This is a genomic window from Variovorax sp. Soil_C_17 (assembly GCF_057657265.1).
This window is the reverse complement of sequence record NZ_JBDGIT010000001.1, coordinates 793,406-813,360: the sequence shown is the minus strand read 5'-3', so window position 1 is coordinate 813,360 and position 19,955 is coordinate 793,406. Positions and strand designations below refer to the sequence as shown.

Sequence of the window (19,955 nt, the reverse complement as noted above, 5' to 3'; positions counted from 1 at the left end):
GCACGCATGACCCTCGATCAACTCGCCCGCCATCACCCCCGTGTGTTCGACTGGGGCATCCGCCTCGACCGCGCGCCCGCCGCCGCCTGGCTGGCGCTGCAGGCCGCCGCGCTGGCGCCGACCTGGCTCTGGATGGCGCGCCGGCTGCAGGATGGCGCCGACGATCCGCTCGGCCTGCTGGCCCTTTGCGCACTCGCTCTCTTGGCATGGTCGAAGCGCCGGTCGCTGCGCGCCGCACCGCGCCTCGGCTGGCTGGCCCTCGCGGCCGCCGGCACGCTGGCGGCCACCTTGCTGCGCACCGGCATGGGCCCCGTGCCGCCGCTGCCGCCGCTCGCGGCCGGCCTGGTTGCCGTGCTCGCGCTGGCCGCCGGCCTGCTGGCTTTCCTGCCGCGCCAGGTGGCCAGGCTTCCCGTGCTGGGCCTCGCGGTGCTGGCGCTGCCGCTGTTGTCCTCGCTGCAGTTCTATGCCGGCTACCCGCTGCGCGTGATCACGGCCGAGGCCAGCCGGTGGCTGCTGGCGCCGGGCTTCTCGGTGCTGCGCGAGGGCAGCAGCCTGCTGGTCGATGGCCGGCTGGTCATCGTCGACGCGCCCTGCTCCGGCGTGCAGATGGCCTGGCTCGGCTACTTCACGGCCTGTGCGGTCGCGCTCCGGGCGCGGCACGGCGACCGGCGCTTCCTGGCCCGGCTGCCGGCCGTGGGCCTGCTGGTGCTGGCCGGCAACATTCTGCGCAACAGCGTGCTGGTGGGCTTCGAGGGCGCGGGCCTTGCGCTCGCACCCTGGCTGCACGAGGCGGTGGGCCTGGCCGTGCTGGCGCTGGTCTGCGGCGCGGTCGCGCGGCTGATGGCGCCGGCGCCCCGGACGCCTTTCGCCCCCACCGCCATTCCCGGCCTGATCACCACCCCCGGAGCCCGCCGTGTCGATACCGCTCTTTCTTGAACGCTGCTTCGGCAACCGCTTCCTCAACCGCATCGCGCAAAAGGCCGGCTTCGCCGGGGTGATGGCGCTGTGCCTGCTGTGGTCGGCCGCCTCGGCACTGCGCCCGTCGCCGCCGGCGGCCCCGGTCGCGAGCTTCCACGAATGGCCCAGCCACTGGGATGGCGCGCCGCTGCGGCCGATGGCGCTGGGCGCGGTCGAGCAGCGCTTTGCCGAACGCTTTCCCGGCGCCGTCGCGCGCCTGACCGACGGCCGCCAGACCCTGGTCCTGCGCCAGGTGAACGCACCGACCCGCATGCTTCACCCGGCTGCCGACTGCTACCGGGCGCTGGGTTTTCGCATCGGCGACACGCGGCTGGAACGCGATCCGCAGGATCGACTGTGGCGTTGTTTCGTCACCGACGGCCCCGGTGGGCAAAAGTTGCGCGTCTGCGAGCGCATCGTCGATGCCGAGGGAACGGCTTTCACCGACACTTCAGCCTGGTATTGGGCGGCAATCGGTGGCCGGTCCAAGGGGCCGTGGCAGGCTGTCACCCTGGCAAGGCCGATCGCGTTCGAGTGATTGAGAGATTTTTTTGAAGAAAGCGCTGCTCTTCCTGCTTTTTGGCCTGCTGGCCCTGGTGCTGACCGCCGCGGTCGCGGTCTACCTGATCGTGAAGCTGGCGCTGGCGCCCAGTCCCGGCGAGTGGCCGACCCGCGTCAGGGCGGGGCCCTTCACGCTCGATGTCGGCGTCCCCACCGCCATCCGGCTCGCCACCTCCTCCTGGTTCGCACCCTGGCTGGCCGGCCGCAGCTTCCCGACCGAGCATGGCCCGGTGCACGTCGGCTGGAACGCGGCCACCAACACCCTCGAGCTGGACTGCGCGCCCTGCAGTGCCTTCGTGCCCGCGCTGGGCACCACGCCGATCCGGCTCGACAACCTGCGCTTCACCGCGCGCCGCGATGCCGGCTCGCTCAACGGCGTGCTCGAGGCCACGCCGGCCGCGACCACCGTCTCCAGCGTGGCGGGCGACAACGTGCTGCGCGCACGCTGGGACGGCCGGCTCACGCAGAAGACCCTGCAGATCCACATCGATGCGCCCGACGCGCCGATCGCCCGCTGGTACAGCGTGCTGGCGCCCTCCCTGCCCGAGCTGCAGCGGGCGAAGATCAGCGGCACGCTGGCCCTGCGCGCTCAGCTCGACCTGCCGGCGTACCATCTCGCGTTGATCCCGCGCATCGAGCAGTTCCGCGTCGAAGGCCTGGGCACCGAGGCCCTGCTCGACGCCCGCACCAGCTGCGGCCCGCCGAGCCGGCTGGCGCCCGACAGCTGGCTGGCCCGTGCGGTGATCGCGGCCGAAGACCAGCGCTTCTTCAGCCACCCCGGCTACGACCTGGCCGAGCTCACGGCCGCGCTCGACGCCAACCAGAAGGCCGGCCAGGTCGCGCGCGGCGGCAGCACCCTGAGCCAGCAGCTGGCCCGGCTGGTCGTGACCGGCAGCGAACGCAGCGCCGAGCGCAAGCTGCGCGAGCTGCTTTACGCGGTGGAGATGGAGGAAACGCTGGGCAAGCCCCGCATCCTGCAGCTCTACCTCGACAACGCGCCCTGGGGCGAGGGCCTGTGCGGCGCCGAGGCCGCGGCCCGCCGCTACTTCAAGCGCAGCGCCCGCAACCTGGACCCGGCCCAGGCCGTCTGGCTGGCCGCGATGCTGAACAACCCGGGCGCGGCACTCGAGAAGTGGCAGCGCGACGGGCGCATCGACGGGGAGCGCGCCAAGTGGGTGGCCGAGGGCCTGCGCGGCCTCACCCGCGGGCAGCGCGAGTCGCTGCTCAAAAACCTCGCCACCTCGCGCTTCGCACCGCCGCCCTGAAGCGGGCACTGCCCGCACCAATTCGGCGCGACCGGGGCTGCCGCCAGGTGGGCAGTCGCTGGCATTCATCTTGCGATGACGCTGTCGATGGATGCTGTTACCGCCCTTCCGCCCGCGGCTGTCGAACTCGTGGCGCTCAGCAAGCGCTACGCCGCCGGCGCGCCGCCCGCGGTCGACCAGATCGACCTGCGCATCGCGAGCGGCTCCTACTGCTGCCTGCTCGGGCCTTCGGGCTGCGGCAAGAGCACCACGCTGCGCATGGTGGCGGGGCATGAAACGGCCTCGGGCGGCGACATCCTGCTGGACAACCGCAACATCACCCACCTGCCGGCCGCGGCCCGCGGCACGGCCATGATGTTCCAGAGCTTCGCCCTCTTCCCGCACCTCTCCGCGCTCGACAACGTGGCCTTCAGCCTCAAGATGAAGGGCGTCTCGAAGGTCGAGCGGCACCGGCGCGCGGGCCAGCTGCTGGAGCGCGTCGCCATGGGGCACCTGGCGCAGCGCAAGCCGGGCGAGCTGTCGGGCGGGCAACAGCAGCGCGTGGCGCTGGCGCGCGCGCTCATCACGCAACCGCGCGTGCTGCTGCTCGACGAGCCGCTGTCCGCGCTCGACCCCTTCCTGCGCATCCAGATGCGCGCCGAGCTGCGGCGCTGGCAGAAGGAGCTGGGCCTGACCTTCATCCACGTGACGCACTCGCAGGAGGAAGCGATGGCGCTGGCCGACACCATGGTGGTGATGAACCACGGCCTGATCGAGCAGGTGGGCACGCCGCACCAGGTCTACGACCATCCGGCCAGCGAGTTCGTCGCCCGCTTCATGGGCGGGCACAACGTGCTGGAAACGCCCGCCGGGCTGATCGCGGTGCGCAACGACCACATGCAGATCGCGCCGGCCGCCGGCGCCCAGCCCGGGCTCGCGGCCCGGATCACCGATGTCGAATACCAGGGCACCTACGTGCTGATCGGCTTGCAGCTCGAAGGCGCCGCGCCCGAGCGCAGCGGCGTCTCGGTGCTGCTGCCGGAGAAGGCTTACGCGATGCATCCCCATGCCGTCGGCCAGGACGTGCGCCTCTCGTGGTCGCCGGCCGACGCGCGTCCCTTGGGGCCGGGCGCCGTCCGACCCGAGGGCGAGCCGCCCTCAGGGCCGGTGTCGCGCCCCGCGCCCCTGTCGGCGCTGGCGTCGATGGCGGCCTGACCCCCCACAACCCGATTCATCACAGCGCCCTCAGGAGCCCAACCATGTCCGCACCCATCGACTCCACCACCCCCCAAGGCGTGCAGCGCCGCACCCTGCTGCAAGGCACCGCGGGCATCCTCGCCGCCGGCGTGTTCCCCGCCATCCATGCGCAGGAGAAGATCGTGCTGCGCTATCTCGGCACCGCGGTCAACCAGGACAAGGCGATCGCCGAGAAGTTCAAGGCCGACACCGGCATCGAGATCCAGTACGTGGCCGTCACCACCGACGACGTCACCAAGCGCGCCGTGACCGCGCCCAACAGCTTCGACCTGATCGACACCGAGTACTTCTCGCTGAAGAAAATCGTTCCCACGGGCAACCTCAAGGGCATCGACACAAAGAAGATCAAGAACGCCGACAAGATCACGTCTCTCTTCACCAAGGGCGAGGTGGCCGGCAAGAAGGTGGGCGACCAGGGCACGGCGCCGAAGAAGGTGATCTTCCTGGAGGGCGAGAAGAGCAAGGTGTTCGCCAAGTCGCCGACCCAGTTCATGTCGCTGATCCCGACGGTCTACAACGCCGATACGCTGGGCATCCGGCCCGACCTCATCAAGCGGCCCATCGACACCTGGGCCGAACTGCTCAATCCCGAGTTCAAGGGCAAGGCCGCGATTCTCAACATTCCGTCCATCGGCATCATGGACGCGGCGATGGTGGTGGAGGCCAAGGGCATCCACAAGTACGCCGACAAGGGCAACATGAGCAAGGCCGAGATCGACCTCACGATCAAGACCCTGATCGAGGCCAAGAAGGCCGGCCAGTTCCGCGCGCTGTGGAAGGACTTCAACGAGTCGGTCAACCTGATGGCCTCCGGCGAGGTGGTGATCCAGTCGATGTGGTCGCCGGCCGTGACAGCCGTGCGCACCAAGGGCATCTCGTGCAACTTCCAGCCGCTGAAGGAGGGCTACCGCGCCTGGGCCGCGGGCTTCGGGCTGCCGGCGACGCTCTCGGGCAGGAAGCTCGACGGCGCCTACGAGTTCATCAACTGGTTCCTCGACGGCTGGGCCGGCGCGTACCTCAATCGGCAGGGCTACTACAGCGCCGTGCTGGAGACCGCCAAGGCGAAGATGGAGGCCTACGAGTGGGCCTACTGGATGGAGGGCAAGGCCGCGACGCAGGACATCAAGAGCCCGAACGGCGAGCTGCTGGCCAAGACCGGCGCGGTGCGGGACGGCGGGAGCTACGAGCAGCGCATGGGCGGCATCGCCTGCTGGAACGCGGTGATGGACGAGAACGAGTACATGGTGCGCAAGTGGAACGAGTTCGTAGCGGCGTAACTGCGTTGCTCCCTCCCCCGGAAGGGGAGGGAACAAGAAATGAACACATCGGCAACTGCAAGCATCAAGCCCTGGTGGCAAGCCGCGCCATTCGCGCTGGTCTTCCTGCTCTTCTTCCTGATCCCGCTGGCGCTGATCGCGATGGTCAGCCTCTGGAACTTCAACGAGTACGAGCTGCTCCCGGCGCTCACGCTGCGCAACTACGCGAGCATCTTCGAAGGCTGCTCGCATCTCACCGACAGCGGCGACTTCTGCGTCACGCTCTCCACCTACCTGAGCACGCTCAAGTTCTGTCTGCTGGTCTGGGCCATCACCCTGCTGATCGGCTTCTCGGTGGCCCACTTCCTGGCCTTCCACGTGCGCTCGCCCGGCATGCAGACCCTGCTGTTCGTGCTGTGCACCGTGCCCTTCTGGACCTCGAACGTGATCCGCATGATCTCGTGGGTGCCGCTGCTCGGCCGTAACGGGCTCGTCAACCAGGGCCTGGTGGCGCTGGGCCTTGTCGATTCGCCCGTCGAATGGCTGCTGTTCTCGGACTTCTCGGTGGTGCTGGCCTTCGTGCACCTCTACACGATGTTCATGATCGTGCCGATCTTCAACTCGATGATGCGCATCGACCGCTCGCTGCTCGAAGCCGCCGGCGACGCCGGCGCCACCGGCTGGCAGACGCTGTGGAACGTGATCGTGCCGCTCTCGCGCACCGGCATCCTCATCGGCTCGATCTTCGTCATCACCATCGTGATGGGCGACTTCGTCACCATCGGCGTCATGGGCGGCCAGCAGATCGCCTCGGTCGGCAAGATCATCCAGGTCCAGACCTCCTACCTGCAGTTCCCGCTGGCAGCGGCCAACGCGATGATCCTGCTGGCGGTGGTGCTGATGATCATCTGGGGGCTGACGCGGCTCGTCGACATCCGAAAGGAGCTCTGAGGTGGGCACGCGGTTCGGCGTCCAGCGCAGCCGCGGCTTCTGGCCGCTGGCGATGGTGTTCGCGCTCTTCGTGCTCTTTCTCTACGGGCCGATGATCACCATCTTCGTGCTGAGCTTCCAGGGGCCGGAGGGCGGCCTGACCTTTCCGTTGCGCGGCGTCTCGCTGCACTGGTTCCGCAAGCTCGCCGAAGGTCTGGGCACGGTGGACATCGGCGCCGCCTTCCGGCGCTCGCTGATGCTGGGCACGGTGGTCATGCTCTTCACCGTCGCGCTCTCGGTGCTGGCGGGCCTGGCCTTCCGCAAGAAGCTCGCGGGCGGCAACGCGCTCTTCTTCGTCACGGTGGCGAGCCTGATCATGCCGTCCATCATCGTGTCGCTGGGCATCGGCCTGCAGTTCCGGCTGATCGACAGCGGCATCAAGGGCGCGCTGGCGGCACTGGATGCCAACGGCACGCTCGAAACCTACGGCACCGCGCTGGGGCTGCTGAGCTCCGCTCTGGGAGCCCATCTCACATGGACGCTGCCCTTCGGCCTGCTCATCATGTTCGCCGTATTCAACCGCTTCAACCCGGCCTACGAGGAGGCCGCGCGCGACCTCGGCGCCACGCCCTGGCAGAGCTTCCGTCATGTGGTGCTGCCGCTGATCGGGCCCTCGATCGTCGGCATCGGCATGTTCGGCTTCACGCTCAGCTGGGACGAGATCGCGCGCACCTCGCAGGCCATCGGCGACGTCAACACCCTGCCGCTGGAACTGCAGGGCCTGACCTCGACCGTGACGACGCCCGCCATCTACGCGCTGGGCACGGTCACCACCATCGTTTCGTTCGCGGTGATGGCGCTCGCACTCGGCAGCGCGGTCTGGCTGCGGCGGCGCGCCACGCGGCAACGACGTTGATGACGTGGGCTGTCTGCTGATCATCAATCCCAACACCTCGACGGCGGTGAGTGCGCTGCTGCAGCGCCATGTGCAGGGCGAAGTGAGTCCGGCCCTGAAGGTGCACACCGTCACCGCCCGCTTCGGCGCCCCCTACATCGCCAGCGAGGCCAGCTACGCAGTGGCCCAGCACGCGGTGCTCGATGCGTGGGCCGCGGCCGTGGCGCGCGGCGAGCGTGCCGGCGCGGTGCTGATCGGCTGCTTCGGCGACCCGGGCCTGTTCGCCCTGCGCGAGGCCAGCGGCGTGCCGGTGGGCGGCCTCGCGCAAGCCGCCTTCGCCGCCGCGGCACGGCACGGGCGCTTCGCGGTGGTGACGGGCGGCGAGCGCTGGCGGCCGATGCTCGAACGCCTGGCCCTGGCGCTCGGCCACGCATCCGCGCTGGCCGGCATCCACACGGTGGCGCCAAGCGGCGCCGAGCTGGCAGCCGACCCGGCCGGCGCGCAGGCACTGCTGACCGAGGCCTGCCTGGAGGCTGTCGCCCGCTACGAGGCGCAGGCGGTGATCCTGGGCGGCGCCGGACTGGCGGGCCTGGCCGCCGCCATCGCGCCCCGGCTTCCCGTGCCGCTGATCGACAGCGTGAGCGCCGGCGCGCGCTGGGCCATCGAGGCCGGGCGCACAGCGGCCGCTCCCCGCACCGCCGGCATCGACGCAGGCTGGCAAGGCGTGTCCTGGGAGCTCGAGGCGCTGGCCGCGCGGCATCCCCACCCCTAGCGAGGACATCGGTCCGTGCCACCATTGCCTCGCATGAGCACGCCGAACGCAACCCGACCCCCTCACCATGTCGAGCCCGTGACGCTGGCCCGGCCGCGCGGCATCGACCAGATCGTCGCCGGCGTCTCCACCAGCGACGGCGACGGCGTCAAGCTCACGCGCGTGCTGCACCAGCCGCTGCAGCAGCGGCTCGACCCGTACCTGATGCTCGATGCCTTCGGCAGCGACAACCCCGCCGACTACATCGGCGGCTTTCCCAGCCACCCGCACCGCGGCTTCGAGACCGTCACCTACATGATCGCGGGCCGCATGCGCCATCGCGACAGCGCCGGCCACGAGGGCCTGCTGGCCAGCGGCGGCGTGCAGTGGATGACGGCCGGCCGCGGCCTGGTGCACAGCGAGCTGCCCGAGCAGGAGGAAGGGCTGATGGAAGGCTTTCAGCTCTGGCTCAACCTGCCGGCCAAGGACAAGATGCGCGAGCCCTGGTATCGCGACATCCGCAGCGAAGAGATCCCCGAGCTCGTCACGCCGGCCGGCGTGCATGTGCGCGTGATCGCGGGCGAGAGCCACGGCATGGCCGGCGCGGTGCAGCGCGAGCACACGGAGCCGCTCTACCTCGATCTCACGCTGCCGCCGGGCACCGAGTTCGCCCAGGCCCTGGCGCCGGACCGCAATGCCCTGCTCTACGTGTTCCGCGAATCGCTCTACATCGGCAGCAGCGAGATTCCGACCAAGCGCATGGCCATCCTGGCCAACGATCCGGACAGCGACGGGGTGCTGCTGCGCGCCCCGGCCTCCAACCACAGCCCGGCGCGGGCGCTGCTGATCGCGGGCAAGCCCTTGCGCGAGCCGATCGCGCAGTACGGTCCCTTCGTCATGAACACGCGCGAGCAAGTGACGCAGGCCGTGAACGACTTCCAGAACGGCAAGCTCGCCTGAGCGGGACGGCGCCGAGGCGGGCTGTAGTCGCCCGCCTACCGCAGCTCGCGCCTGTCTCGGCGGTGTGCGAGCGCCGCGTGCTGCATAGATTGATGGGATGACCGAAGTCCGCAAAGGCCAGGCGCCACCACCCATCGAACGCACCGAGTTTCACGAACGCTTCATGCAGAGCTACCGCGACCCGGCCTATCGCGCCGAGTCGGAGGCCCTGGCGCGCATCGAGGTCATCGCCTGGGAGGCCTACCGGGAAAGCCGCAAGGCGCCGGTGACGCGCAAGGCAGGCCCGGGGTACGCCGACCCCGAGTACGAGCTCTCCGTCGACTGGCTGGAAGCGAAGGCGCGCATCGAGCGTGCGCAGGCCGCGTGGTCGAAGCCCGAGACGAAGTCGCGCGTGCTGTTGATCAACGGCTCTCCGCGCAACGACGGCACCTGCCCGGGAGAGATGTCGAAGAGCTTCCGCCTGATGCAACTGGCGCGCGAGGTGCTCGAGGCGCAGCAGATGGACATCGACGTGCTGGACCTCAGCGTGCTCACTTCCGACTACGGCCGCCACATCCATCCCTGCAAGAGCTGCGTCTCGACGGCGATGCCGCTGTGCCACTGGCCCTGCAGCTGCTACCCCAACCATGCGCTGCGGCAGACCGGCGACTGGATGAACGAGATCTACGAACGCTGGGTCGCGGCCCACGGGGTGATCATCTTCACGCCCACCCACTGGTATCAGTCCACCAGCCCGCTCAAGCTGATGGCCGACCGCCTGGTCTGCGCCGACGGCGGCAATCCCGACCCCACCTCCACCCACGGCAAGAAGGCCGACGAAGCCAAGGCGATCGAACTCAAGGGCTGGGCTTATCCCAAGCATCTGGCGGGGCGGGCCTATGGCCTGGTGGTGCATGGCGACGTGGCCGGGGTGGAGAGCCTGCGGCGCAACCTCAGCGACTGGCTGGACTGGATGGGCCTGCTCGATGCCGGCTCGCAGGCGCGGCTGGACCGCTACCTCGGCTACTACGCCCCCTATGCGACCAGCCACGATGCGCTCGACCAGGACACCGGCCTGCAGGAAGAGGTGCGCAACGTCGCCCGCGCGGTCGTCCGCGCGGTGGGCGCGCTGCGCGCCGGCCGGCTCGAGCCGCCGGACGCCGGCCTGGAGCCCCCGCGGCCCAAGTAGCTGCCGGCGCCGAAACGGCCTGACATTTTTCTTTACGCCCGCCTCACGCATGCGCGACGGCGGCGACACAGAGCGCCTTCACACTTGCCTCACCTGCCGCCGTGTCGGCAGGCTTCTTCGAAAGGAAGCACCCTCATGATCTCGTCTCGTCAGAAAAAGCTCATGGCCGGCCTGATTGCCTCGGCCGCCTTCGCCTGCAGCACCGGCTTCGCCCAGGGCTCCCCGTCCTCGACGCCCGCCCCCGCTCCCGCTGCGCAGGCCGCCCCGGCCGATGCCAAGGCCGCGCGCCCGCACATGGACCGCGCCCAGCGCATGGAGCACATGCAGGCCAAGCGCGCGCAACGCCTGGCCGAGCTCAAGCAGAAGCTCAAGCTCGACGCCAGCCAGGAAGGCGCATGGAACAACTTCACCACCGCGCAGCAGCGGCCGTCCCGCCCGGCCGGCCAGGCCCGCATGGACCGCGCCGAGTTCGCCAAGCTGACGACGCCGCAGCGCCTGGAGCACATGCAGGCCCGCCAGGCCGAGCGCAGCGCCCGCTTCGCCCAGCGCGTGGAGGCCACGCGCAGCTTCTATGCGACGCTCTCGCCGGCGCAGCAGAAGACCTTCGATGCGGAAACCGTGCACTTCGGCCATCGTGGCGGCCACCACCACCATCCGCACCACGGCCAGCGCGAACCCGCCAAGAGCTGAGGGCCGCAGAAGCCCATGAAAAAGCCCGCAGCGATGGCTGCGGGCTTTTTGCCGTCAAGGCCGCTTACTGCGGCGTGCCTGTCTTGTCGGTCGGGTTGGTCGGAACTTCAGGCCGCTCGCCACGCTCGCCGAAGCGCGGCCTCACCTTGCGCGCATCCGCGCTCACCTCGCCACGCGACATCTCGCCGGTGGGCCTCGGCATGGCATTGGGCTGTCCGTTCACGGTGGTGGTGGCCTCACCCTTGGGTACCGGGTTGTTGATGTTGTTGCGGTTGTGGGCCCGCGCCTCCGCTCTCACGGCCTCGCGCGAGGCCGGGTCCGTGCCGTCGGGCCGCTGGGTGGCGTTCGCCACGCCACCCGGCACGCTCTTGGTGCTCGCCTGCCCGCCCTTGGCCGGGTCGGGCTGTGCCGGGACGCTGGTGGTCTGGCCGAAACTGGCGCCCGCCAGGCCCATCAGGCCGGTGAGCACCGCACTTGCAATCAAGGCTCTCTTCATGGTGATGTCCCCTTCAAGGTTCAAACAGAAACGTGAGCCCCTTGCTCGAGCTCCGAGTCCACCGTAGGAAGCCCCCGGCGCACCGGATGTGGGGATCGGGCAGGCCCGCCTGTAGGAACCGGCCGCTGCCTTCCGCAGGCGAGTGAAGAAGGTGGCAAGCTCCTACAGCGGTGCCGGGCACACCGCCTTACAACTGCCTCTGTGAAGCCCTCCACCCCCGCTGCAGGTACGGTTGCCTCGCCCACCTCGCTCAAGGTCATGACGGTGAACACCCACAAGGGCTTCACCGCGCTCAATCGCAAGTTCATCCTGCCGGAGCTGCGTGAGGCGGTCCGCACGGTCGGCGCCGACGTGGTGTTCCTGCAGGAGGTGCTGGGCACGCACTCGCGCCATTCGCGCAGGATCGACAACTGGCCGGAGGCGCCCCACTACGAGTTCCTGGCCGACACCATGTGGCCGCAGTTCGCCTATGGCCGCAACGCGGTCTATCCGCGGGGCCACCACGGCAATGCGGTGCTGTCGAAGTTCCCGATCGTCCACTTCAAGAACCACGACGTGTCGATCGTCGGTCCGGAAAAGCGCGGGCTGCTGCACTGCGTGCTGCGCTTGCCCGGCCGCACCGTCGATGTACACGCGATCTGCGCGCACCTCGGCCTGGCCGAGAACCACCGGCTGCAGCAGCTCGAACTCTTGTGCCACATCGTGCGCGACGAAGTGCCGGCCGATGCGCCGCTGATCGTGGCCGGCGACTTCAACGACTGGCGCGGCCGCGCGCACGAGATCCTCGAGCAGGGCGCCGCACTGCGCGAAGTGTTCGTGCATGCCAACGGCAGCGCCGCAAAGACCTTCCCCTCGCGCTTCCCGCTGCTGTCGCTCGACCGCATCTACGTGCGCAACGCGGGCGTGCACGCGCCGGTCGTGCTGCCGCGCAAGCCGTGGTCGCACCTGTCGGACCATGCGCCTCTGGTGGCGGAGATCGAGCTCTGACGAGGAAAGCCATGGCCCAGCGCTGGACAGCCGGCAACCGCGTGGAACTGCTCGAGAACGGCGAGCAGTTCTTTCCGCGCGTCTTCGAGGCCATCCGCACGGCCGAGCGCGAGGTGATCATCGAGACCTTCATCCTGTTCGAGGACAAGGTCGGCCTCGCGCTTCACGAGGCCATGTGCGCGGCGGCGAAGCGTGGCGTGAAGGTGGACCTGATGATCGACGGCTTCGGCTCGCCCAACCTGTCCGACACGTTCGTCGAAAGCCTGAGCGCGGCCGGCGTGCGCGTGCGCGTGTTCGACCCGGGCCGCCGGTTCCTCGGCCAGCGGCTCAACCTCTTTCGCCGCATGCACCGCAAGATCACGGTGGTCGACGGCCGGATCGCGTTCGTGGGCGGCATCAATTTTTCGGCCGACCACCTGATGGACTTCGGCCCCAAGGCCAAGCAGGACTATGCGGTCGAGCTCGAAGGCCCGATCGTGTCGGAAATCCACCGCTTCGTGCTGCACGCGATCGCCGTGGGCAACAAGGGCGCCGGCTGGTTCCGGCGCCGCCTCGCGGCGGCACCGCCGCCGGCCAACGCGGCGGCCGGCGAAGCCGAAGCGCAGTTCGTCACGCGCGACAACCGGCGCCACACCAACGACATCGAGCGCCACTACCTCGCCGCCATCCGCAGCGCGCGCCAGCGCATCGTGATCGCCAACGCCTACTTCTTCCCGGGCTACCGGCTCATCAAGGCGCTGCGGCGCGCGGCGCGGCGCGGCGTGGACGTGAACCTGATCCTGCAGGGCGAGCCGGACATGCCGATCGTCAAGGTCGGCGCCAGCATGCTCTACCACCACCTGTTGCATGCCGGCGTGCACATCCACGAGTATTGCCAGCGCCCGTTGCACGGCAAGGTGGCGCTGGTGGACGATCGCTGGAGCACGGTCGGCTCCAGCAACCTCGACCCGCTGAGCCTGTCGCTCAATCTCGAGGCCAACGTGATCGTGCGCGATGCCGCCTTCGCCGCGCATCTCGGCGAGCGGCTGGAATATCTGATGCGGGATCACTGCAAGACGATCGACGTGGCCGAGCTCAGCGAGTGGAGTGCCTGGCGGCTGGTGCGCAGCTTTTTCGTCTTCCACCTGCTGCGCTGGTATCCCTCCTGGGTCGGCTGGCTGCCGCGCCATGCGCCGCGACTTCAGCCGCTGGCCGGACAGGGCCCGCACGGCGGGGCGACCCGAACGGACCACGCATGAGCGGCGATGCGCGCCCCGCCTTGCGCAACGGCGTGCCGGTGCACGGCATGGCGCGCCACGCGTGGTGGCCCTGGCTCAAGCGCATCGCGACCTGGAGCTTCTTCGGCCTCGTGGCCTGGCTGCTGGTGCGCCAGGCACGCACGATCGACTGGGGCCGGGTGCTGCAGGCCGTGTTCGAGATCCCGCTGCCGGCCTTGCTGGCCGCCGTGCTCCTGGCCGCCTGCAGCTTCGGGATCTACAGCACCTACGACCTGCTCGGCCGCCACATGACGGGCCACCGGCTGGGCACCGGCACCGTCATGGGCGTGACCTTCATCAGCTATGCCTTCAATCTCAACCTCGGTTCCTTGATCGGCGGCGTCGCCTTCCGATACCGGCTCTATTCGCGCCACGGCCTGGACAACCTGACGATCACGCGCGTGCTCGGCTTCAGCATGCTGACCAATTGGCTCGGCTACCTGGTGGTGGCCGGCCTCGCCTTCTTCTTCTGGCCGAATGCACTGCCGCCCGAGTGGAAGATCGAGGAGGACGGGCTGCGCATCCTCGGCGGCACGCTGATCGTGCTGGCGCTCGCCTACCTCATCCTTTGCGCGGTGGCGCGAGAGCACACCTGGGAATTGCGCGGGCACGAACTGCAGACCCCGGCCCTCGGCATGGCGCTGCTGCAGCTCTTGATGTCCTGCACCAACTGGGCGCTGATCGGCGGCGTGATCTGGCTCCTGCTGCAGCAGCAGCTGCCCTATCCGCAGGTGCTCGCCGTGCTTCTGGTGGCCGCGGTGGCGGGCGTGATCACCCATGTGCCGGCCGGCCTGGGCGTGCTGGAGGCGGTCTTCGTCGCGCTGCTGTCGCACCAGATCGCAACGGATCGCCTGCTGGGCGCACTGCTGGCCTATCGGGCGATCTATTACCTGCTGCCCTTGTGCATCGCCTCCGCCGCTTATTTCTTCACCGAGGTGCGGGTGCGGCACCGCCGGCGGCGCGCACGACAGCGCAGACCCTGACGCCGGTGGGGCCAGCTCGCCATGCCCGATATCCCTTCACCACCCGAACTGCCCGAGGACCGCGAACGCGCCCTGGAAGTGTTGCACCAGGCCACGGACCGTTGCCGCGAATGCCCGATCGGCGAGCACGCCACGCAATCGGTGTTCGGCGAAGGGCCCGTCGGCGCCACGGTGATGATGGTCGGCGAGCAGCCGGGCGACCAGGAGGACCTGCAGGGCCGTCCCTTCGTGGGCCCGGCCGGCCGGCTGTTGGACAAGGCCGTGGAGGACCTGGGCTGGTCGCGCGATCGGCTCTATGTGACCAATGCGGTCAAGCACTTCAAGTTCGAGCTGCGCGGCAAGCGGCGCATGCACAAGACGCCGGCGCAGCGTGAGGTCGCCGCCTGCCTGCACTGGCTCGAAAGCGAGATCGCCCAGGTGCGCCCCCGGGCCTTGATCGCGCTCGGCGCCACCGCCTCGCGCGCCCTGCTCGGGCGGCCGGTCGCCGTCATGCGCGAGCGGGGCCATTGGCACACCGACGCGCGCGGCCTGCCGGTGCTGGTCACCCTGCATCCGTCGGCGCTGCTCAGAGGCGATCCGGAGCAGCGCGAATCGGCCTATGAACAGTGGTTGAAAGACCTCGCCGTCGCCAACGAATACCTGGTGCCGCGCAAGCGCTCCCGTCAGAAGCGATAGAGGTAGCGGACCTTGTAGAAATTCTCGCCGGGGTTCGGCCTGCGGATGCCGGCGTTCGAGAAATGCTGGACCCGCAGCGAGAGCTCGTGCTCCCCGCGCGCACCGAAGTTGCGGCCGATGCCCAACTGCTCGGTGAACTGGAAGCGGGTGCTGAAGCTGCGGTCGGGCGTCTCGTAGCGGTCGTTCATCGAGGTGACGCCGAGGCCCGCCTCGAAGAACCAGGGCGAGGCGCCCTCGTCGAAGCGAAAGCGCCAGCCCGCGATGGCGCCGAGCTGCGAGAAGTTGTGATGGCCGTCCCGAGCGACGGTCGGCGCACGCCACTGGCTCAGGAACAGGTCCGCATAGGACGTGACCCGGGTGCCCCACACGAGATCCTGCGTCCCCCAGGGCAGGACCGCACCGATCGTGAGCGAGCGGGTGCTGGTGTCGTTGTGCGGCGCCCGGCCGGCTTCGACGTAGAAGGCGGGCTTGCCATCCTCGAAGGCGGAGGCGGCGAGTGAGAGCGACAAAAGTCCCGCACAGAGCAGAACCTTGACGCAGGACGATTTCTTGTTGGTCATTCGAACAGAACCTGCGACGGACAAAAAAAGGCTGACTACCATCGCCGCCTTACAAGAGACGGACAAGGGCATGTCGCCGCGACAGGGAAGTGGAAATCTTCTCTCAAATTTAGCAGCGTTGCCGCAACCTCCTTCGATGAGCCTATAGTGCATCTCAGCTCTTTCGTATGACGTTCATGTCCGCAGTCCTCTCCTCCCCGCGCTTCTTCAACCCGTTCATGCTGTGGATCGACGTGGCCCTCAAGACGCAGGAGATGCTGCTGCACTCCAGCTCCGTGATCCAGCTGCGCACCGGGCTCATGGCCAAGGCGGGCCTGGTGCCGAGCGATGCGGACCTTGCCGAGATGCAACTCATGGGCCACGAGAAGCTGGCGGCGGTGGCGGAGTCAAGCTCCGCCATCGCCAACCAGCTGCACAGCACCCAGTTCGCCCTGGCCAATCGCGCCATGCGGCAGTGGCTGGGCGGCGCCGTGGCGCTGGTCTCGCTTGCCACCAGCACCACGCCGGCGCAGATGGCAACACACGGCCGCGCGCTCGCGATTGCGGCCACCCGCTCGGCCGCCACGCTGAGCCAGCTGTCGAGCGCCGGCGCCCGCATCGCGCAGCGCGGCTTGAAGCCGATCCACGCCAAGGCGAGCGCCAACGCCCTGCGGCTCGCCGGCCCGCAGGCCTGAACGCGCGCCGCGTCGCGGCGCAAAAAAACTGCCTTCACCTAACTCTCGCGTAGCGCGAGGCTTGCTAGCCTCGGGCTCATGCGGATCTCGGAACTCGCTCGTCGCGCCGGCGTCACGGTGCATGCACTGCGCCACTACGAAAGGCTGGGCCTGCTGCTACCCGCCCGCAATGGCTCGGGCTATCGCGACTATCCGGAGTCGATGCGGCGCGAAGTGGTTTTCATCGCGATGGCGCGGCGCATCGGCTTCTCGCTGCCCGCCATCGCCGAATTGCTGCCGGCCTACCGCGCCGGCCGCCTGAGCATCACGCGCATGACCGATGCGCTGGAGGAGCGCGCGGCTGCCCTCGACCAGGAGATCGCCCGGCTGCACGCCTTGCGCGCACAGGTGATGGAGCACGCGGACTGGCTGCGCGCGCAACGTCCGCAGCGCGCTGCAGCACCCTCGAAGAAAGCGAAACAGGCGCCCTGGCCGGGCGCCAAGGAGAAGAAGCGATGAACGACAACCCCCAACTCCAGCGGGTCGAACAAGCCGTGCTCGCCATGCCGATGGCGCGCACGCTGGGCCTGCGCTTCACGCAGCTCACGGCCGGCGAGGTCGAGGTCGAGTTGCCCATCACCGAAGCCCTCAGCTTCAGCCCGGGCCGCCTGCAGGCCACTGCGGTGTTCGCGGCGGCGGACTTCGCAGCCGTGTCGGCAGCCGGCAGCGTGCTGCCCGTGGGCTGGCGCAACGCGACGGTGGACGCCACGCTGAAGCTGGTGGCTCCTGCCGCCGGCCGTGCCGTGCGGGCGCGCGGACGCGTGGTGCACGGCGGCCCGCTGCTCACCGTGTGCGCGGCGGAGGTCTACGCCGTCGCGCCGGAGGGTGGGGAGACGCTGTGCGCCACGCTGCTGGCCACGGCACGGAACATCCGCCCCGACTGATGGCCCACGCGGCCTTCAGGAGCGCTCCGGCACCAGCCTCAGCAGGGTGATCTCCGAAGGCGCGCCGAAGCGCTTCGGCGGCCCCCAGTACCCGGTGCCGCGGCTCGTGTAGACCCACATGTCGCGCAGCCGGTGCAGCCCGGCGGTGAAGGGCTGCTGCAGCGGCACGAACAGGTTCCACGGAAAGAACTGCCCGCCATGCGTGTGGCCCGAGAGCTGCAGCTGGTAACCCGCCTCGGCCGCGGCCGGCGCACTGCGCGGCTGGTGCGCGAGCAGCAGCCGGGTGCGCACCAGCGGCGGCGCATCGTCGAGCGCGCCCTGGGGGTCGCTGGCATGGTCGGCATCGAAATGCGCCGCGGTGTAGTCGGTCACGCCGGCCACCACCAGGGCGCTGTCGAGCACCTCCTCGTCGGTCTGCGCGCCCTTCACGTTGCGCGTCTGCAGCACCACGTGCTCGTTGAGCAGCACGCGCAAGCCCAGCCGCCTAAGCTCGTCGATCCAGGCGTGGGCGCCGGCGTAGTACTCGTGGTTGCCGGTCACCACGAAGGTGCCGTGGCGCGCGCGCAAACCGGCCAGCGGCGCCACATGCTCGCGCAGCTCGGACACGGTGCCGTCGACCAGGTCGCCGGTGATCGCGACCATGTCGGCGCCCAGCCGGTTGACCGCATCGACGATGCGCTGGATGTAGCCGCGCCGGATGGTCGAGCCCACATGGATGTCGCTGAGCTGGGCGATGGTGAAGCCTTCCAGGCTCGCGGGCAGGTCCCGGATCGGCACGTCGACACGCACCACGCTGGCGGTGCGCCGGGCGTTGAAGAAGCCGATCAGCGTGACCAGCGTCGCGAGCAGCGCCACGGCCGCCGCGCTCCAGGACTGCGCGCTCGAAATATCGATCGACCCGCCACCGACCAGGGCAAGCATCCAGGCCAGCAGCAGGCCTGCATCGCGCACCAGCGTGAGCACGAACATCGAGGAGAACCAGCCCATGCTCAGCAGCCCCAGCCATTTCCAGCCCGGGGCCAGCGCCGCACGCTTGGCCCTGCCGCGCGCACCGATGAAGGGCAGCGGCATGGTCGCGGCCGAGAGCAACAGCGCGGACAGCAGCAGCGGCCAGGCGCCGGTGAAGCTCGCCAGCGCAGGCAGAAGCCGCAGGCCGATGTAGACATGCAGCAGCGTGACGAGGAGGGTGAGGGGGCGAAGCGGCATCGAGGCCTTGCACGGTAGCGAAGCACCAGCAGCGCATGTGGGCGCTTGTAGCGCCGCATTCAAGGCGCGTGCCAGCAAAAAGTAACGGGGCGTCCCACAGCCTCAATCGATCACGAAAGCCAGTGCCACGGCACCCAGCGCCAGGATGGCGAGGCCGGCCAGGAACAGCAGCTCGGCCCGCCGCTCATGGCTCGGCCCCTGGCGGCGCGAACGTATCGAGGCGAACGAAAGCACCGCGCTCGCCAGGAAGACCAGGGCGTCGAAGGCCAGCAGCTTGTCGATCAGCACGCCCGAACGGCCGTTGCGGCGCAGCCGGCCGATCGAGAGCACCGTCATGCACACCCCGACCATGGTGGCCGAGGTCGGCAGGATGTGGGCCGACAGACCCCTGGGCTCCTCCGGCCGTGGCTCACGAATGCGCACTGACGTCGGTGCCGGCGGGCCAGAGGAAGAGCGTGCGGGTCGGGCTGCCGGCATGGATCTCGACGGTCTTAGTCAATGTGCGGCCGGCCAACGTGGCTTCCACCTCGTAGCGGCCGGGATCGAGGCGCGCCACCATGAAGGGGCCCTCTGCGTTGACTTGCGACAGCACGGTGCGGCCGGCGGCATCGCGCACCGTGACGGCGACATCGGCCGCGAAGTCGGAGTGAGTGCCGTCCTTGATCGCGAACTCGAAGGTGGCGGGCCAGCGCGGCGCGACGGTCTGCATCAGCGCGGCTTCGTCGCTGCTGATGCCCCCGCTCATGTACTCGATGCCATTGGCCATGTGAATCGGCGGGTTGTAGGCCGCATGCGCCGCAAGCGCACCCAGGAGCGACGCGCCGAAAAATGCCAGGGCGGCTACCGGCCGCCAAAAACGGGTTGTGTTCATAGCCATGTCCTTGCTCGGGTTGGGAAGCGGGGCGAAGTGTTTCGTCCCACGCCCGGGACTATGGACGTCCAGTCTTAGACGAGGCTGAACTTCGGCGGCATGCTGCCGCGCCCGCCGGGCCGCTCAGTCGCTGGTGCGCGCAGCTGCCTGCTGCTCCGCCCTGTGCGGGCCGCCGGCATTGGCGAAATCGACGTTGGAAGGCCAGACGAACACGGCCCGCGAAGCGACGCCATTGAACACGGTCATCGGCTGCTTCAGCGTGACCCCGGCCAGCGTGGCCTCGATCTCGTAAGCGCCGGGATCGAGCCGCGCCAGCATGAAGGGGGCTCCGGCGACGGCTTGCATGATCGGACGGCCGGTATAGCGCTCGCGCACCACCACGGCCACATCGGCAGGCACCTCGTTGGGTTTGGCGCGGTTGACCGAGAACTCCAGTGTGGCCGCCCAGCGCGGCGACACCATGCGCATGAACGCCGCCTCGTCGCTGCTCTTGCCGCCGCACATGTACTCGATGCCTTGGGTCATCAGGATCGGCGGGTTCGACGGCAGCGCCTGTGCAGATGTCCATGCACCAAGGAAGACCCATGCCGCCAGGGGCCACCCGATCCGGTTCGCTTTCATGCTGCTGTCCTCGCTCCAAAAACGGCGTCCAATC

At 69.2% G+C, this 19,955-nt stretch carries 24 protein-coding genes; 18 read left to right on the top strand and 6 right to left on the bottom strand.

The annotated features are described in order from the left end of the window. Window positions 1–6: 6 nt before the first annotated feature. From xrtQ to AC3A6Y_RS03780, 11 genes are all read left to right on the top strand, one after another. The gene (gene xrtQ, locus AC3A6Y_RS03830; protein ID WP_487866899.1) at window positions 7–936 is read left to right on the top strand and encodes an exosortase Q; all 930 of its coding nucleotides are present in this window, start codon (window positions 7–9) and stop codon (window positions 934–936) included. Next, window positions 914–1,495 carry a hypothetical protein gene (locus AC3A6Y_RS03825; RefSeq protein WP_487866898.1) on the top strand — a complete coding sequence of 194 codons (582 nt, stop codon included), beginning with the start codon at window positions 914–916 and terminating at the stop codon, window positions 1,493–1,495. The genes xrtQ and AC3A6Y_RS03825 overlap by 23 nt, the downstream gene beginning before the upstream one ends. 13 nt (window positions 1,496–1,508) lie before the next feature. After that, window positions 1,509–2,783, top strand: coding sequence for a biosynthetic peptidoglycan transglycosylase (locus AC3A6Y_RS03820; RefSeq protein WP_487866897.1), 1,275 nt, complete (start codon window positions 1,509–1,511; stop codon window positions 2,781–2,783). An 87-nt stretch (window positions 2,784–2,870) separates the two neighbouring features. Beyond that, window positions 2,871–3,977, top strand: coding sequence for an ABC transporter ATP-binding protein (locus tag AC3A6Y_RS03815; protein WP_487866896.1), 1,107 nt, complete (start codon window positions 2,871–2,873; stop codon window positions 3,975–3,977). A 44-nt stretch (window positions 3,978–4,021) separates the two neighbouring features. After that, a complete protein-coding gene (locus tag AC3A6Y_RS03810; protein WP_487866895.1) occupies window positions 4,022–5,296 on the top strand; it encodes an ABC transporter substrate-binding protein in 1,275 nt (424 codons plus the stop codon). A gap of 39 nt (window positions 5,297–5,335) precedes the next feature. Further along, window positions 5,336–6,226, top strand: coding sequence for an ABC transporter permease (locus AC3A6Y_RS03805; RefSeq protein ID WP_487866894.1), 891 nt, complete (start codon window positions 5,336–5,338; stop codon window positions 6,224–6,226). Window positions 6,227–6,278: 52 nt separating this feature from the next. Next, window positions 6,279–7,121, top strand: a complete 843-nt coding sequence (locus tag AC3A6Y_RS03800; protein ID WP_487867788.1) for an ABC transporter permease — start codon at window positions 6,279–6,281, stop codon at window positions 7,119–7,121. Between the two features lie 4 nt (window positions 7,122–7,125). Further along, window positions 7,126–7,872 carry an aspartate/glutamate racemase family protein gene (locus AC3A6Y_RS03795; RefSeq protein WP_487866893.1) on the top strand — a complete coding sequence of 249 codons (747 nt, stop codon included), beginning with the start codon at window positions 7,126–7,128 and terminating at the stop codon, window positions 7,870–7,872. Between the two features lie 33 nt (window positions 7,873–7,905). Further along, complete coding sequence (locus AC3A6Y_RS03790; RefSeq protein ID WP_487866892.1) at window positions 7,906–8,811, top strand: pirin family protein; 906 nt, start codon at window positions 7,906–7,908, stop codon at window positions 8,809–8,811. 97 nt (window positions 8,812–8,908) lie between these two features. Next, a complete protein-coding gene (locus AC3A6Y_RS03785) occupies window positions 8,909–9,979 on the top strand; it encodes a flavodoxin family protein (RefSeq protein ID WP_487866891.1) in 1,071 nt (356 codons plus the stop codon). Window positions 9,980–10,114: 135 nt separating this feature from the next. Further along, entirely contained in the window at window positions 10,115–10,669 is a 555-nt protein-coding gene (locus AC3A6Y_RS03780) for a Spy/CpxP family protein refolding chaperone (protein WP_487866890.1), read from the top strand. A 64-nt stretch (window positions 10,670–10,733) separates the two neighbouring features. On the opposite strand, the gene AC3A6Y_RS03775 is transcribed toward AC3A6Y_RS03780, so the two are convergent. Beyond that, window positions 10,734–11,165, bottom strand: coding sequence for a serine/threonine protein kinase (locus AC3A6Y_RS03775; RefSeq protein WP_487866889.1), 432 nt, complete (start codon window positions 11,163–11,165; stop codon window positions 10,734–10,736). A 258-nt stretch (window positions 11,166–11,423) separates the two neighbouring features. Between AC3A6Y_RS03775 and AC3A6Y_RS03770 the strand changes: the two genes are divergently transcribed. The 4 genes from AC3A6Y_RS03770 to AC3A6Y_RS03755 are packed head-to-tail and all read left to right on the top strand — an operon-like array spanning window position 11,424 to window position 15,066. After that, window positions 11,424–12,152 (top strand): endonuclease/exonuclease/phosphatase family protein, encoded by a 729-nt coding sequence (locus tag AC3A6Y_RS03770; protein WP_106559618.1) that lies wholly within the window; start codon window positions 11,424–11,426, stop codon window positions 12,150–12,152. A gap of 11 nt (window positions 12,153–12,163) precedes the next feature. Further along, complete coding sequence (gene clsB / locus AC3A6Y_RS03765; RefSeq protein WP_487866888.1) at window positions 12,164–13,390, top strand: cardiolipin synthase ClsB; 1,227 nt, start codon at window positions 12,164–12,166, stop codon at window positions 13,388–13,390. Then, on the top strand, window positions 13,387–14,391 hold the full coding sequence (locus AC3A6Y_RS03760; RefSeq protein ID WP_487866887.1) for a lysylphosphatidylglycerol synthase domain-containing protein: 1,005 nt from the start codon (window positions 13,387–13,389) through the stop codon (window positions 14,389–14,391). Before clsB ends, AC3A6Y_RS03760 begins: the two co-directional genes overlap by 4 nt. Window positions 14,392–14,412: 21 nt before the next feature. Continuing rightward, window positions 14,413–15,066: a UdgX family uracil-DNA binding protein gene (locus tag AC3A6Y_RS03755; protein WP_487866886.1), complete on the top strand. Its 654-nt coding sequence runs from the start codon at window positions 14,413–14,415 to the stop codon at window positions 15,064–15,066. Here the strand turns inward: AC3A6Y_RS03755 and AC3A6Y_RS03750 are convergent. Continuing rightward, on the bottom strand, window positions 15,054–15,626 hold the full coding sequence (locus tag AC3A6Y_RS03750) for an acyloxyacyl hydrolase (RefSeq protein ID WP_487866885.1): 573 nt from the start codon (window positions 15,624–15,626) through the stop codon (window positions 15,054–15,056). The two genes, AC3A6Y_RS03755 and AC3A6Y_RS03750, sit on opposite strands and share 13 nt — an antisense overlap. A 176-nt stretch (window positions 15,627–15,802) precedes the next feature. Between AC3A6Y_RS03750 and AC3A6Y_RS03745 the strand changes: the two genes are divergently transcribed. From AC3A6Y_RS03745 to AC3A6Y_RS03735, 3 genes are all read left to right on the top strand, one after another. Further along, entirely contained in the window at window positions 15,803–16,300 is a 498-nt protein-coding gene (locus AC3A6Y_RS03745) for a polyhydroxyalkanoate granule-associated phasin (RefSeq protein WP_487866884.1), read from the top strand. Window positions 16,301–16,378: 78 nt separating this feature from the next. Next, complete coding sequence (locus AC3A6Y_RS03740; protein ID WP_487866883.1) at window positions 16,379–16,798, top strand: MerR family transcriptional regulator; 420 nt, start codon at window positions 16,379–16,381, stop codon at window positions 16,796–16,798. After that, entirely contained in the window at window positions 16,795–17,223 is a 429-nt protein-coding gene (locus AC3A6Y_RS03735; protein WP_487866882.1) for a PaaI family thioesterase, read from the top strand. Before AC3A6Y_RS03740 ends, AC3A6Y_RS03735 begins: the two co-directional genes overlap by 4 nt. Before the next feature lie 15 nt (window positions 17,224–17,238). On the opposite strand, the gene AC3A6Y_RS03730 is transcribed toward AC3A6Y_RS03735, so the two are convergent. From AC3A6Y_RS03730 to AC3A6Y_RS03715, 4 genes are all read right to left on the bottom strand, one after another. Further along, window positions 17,239–18,429 (bottom strand): metallophosphoesterase, encoded by a 1,191-nt coding sequence (locus AC3A6Y_RS03730; protein WP_487866881.1) that lies wholly within the window; start codon window positions 18,427–18,429, stop codon window positions 17,239–17,241. Window positions 18,430–18,531: 102 nt separating this feature from the next. Next, window positions 18,532–18,765 carry a hypothetical protein gene (locus AC3A6Y_RS03725; protein ID WP_487866880.1) on the bottom strand — a complete coding sequence of 78 codons (234 nt, stop codon included), beginning with the start codon at window positions 18,763–18,765 and terminating at the stop codon, window positions 18,532–18,534. A 73-nt stretch (window positions 18,766–18,838) separates the two neighbouring features. Beyond that, a complete protein-coding gene (locus tag AC3A6Y_RS03720) occupies window positions 18,839–19,300 on the bottom strand; it encodes a carboxypeptidase-like regulatory domain-containing protein (protein ID WP_487866879.1) in 462 nt (153 codons plus the stop codon). A 123-nt stretch (window positions 19,301–19,423) separates the two neighbouring features. Next, window positions 19,424–19,921 carry a hypothetical protein gene (locus AC3A6Y_RS03715; protein ID WP_487866878.1) on the bottom strand — a complete coding sequence of 166 codons (498 nt, stop codon included), beginning with the start codon at window positions 19,919–19,921 and terminating at the stop codon, window positions 19,424–19,426. Window positions 19,922–19,955: the final 34 nt, after the last annotated feature.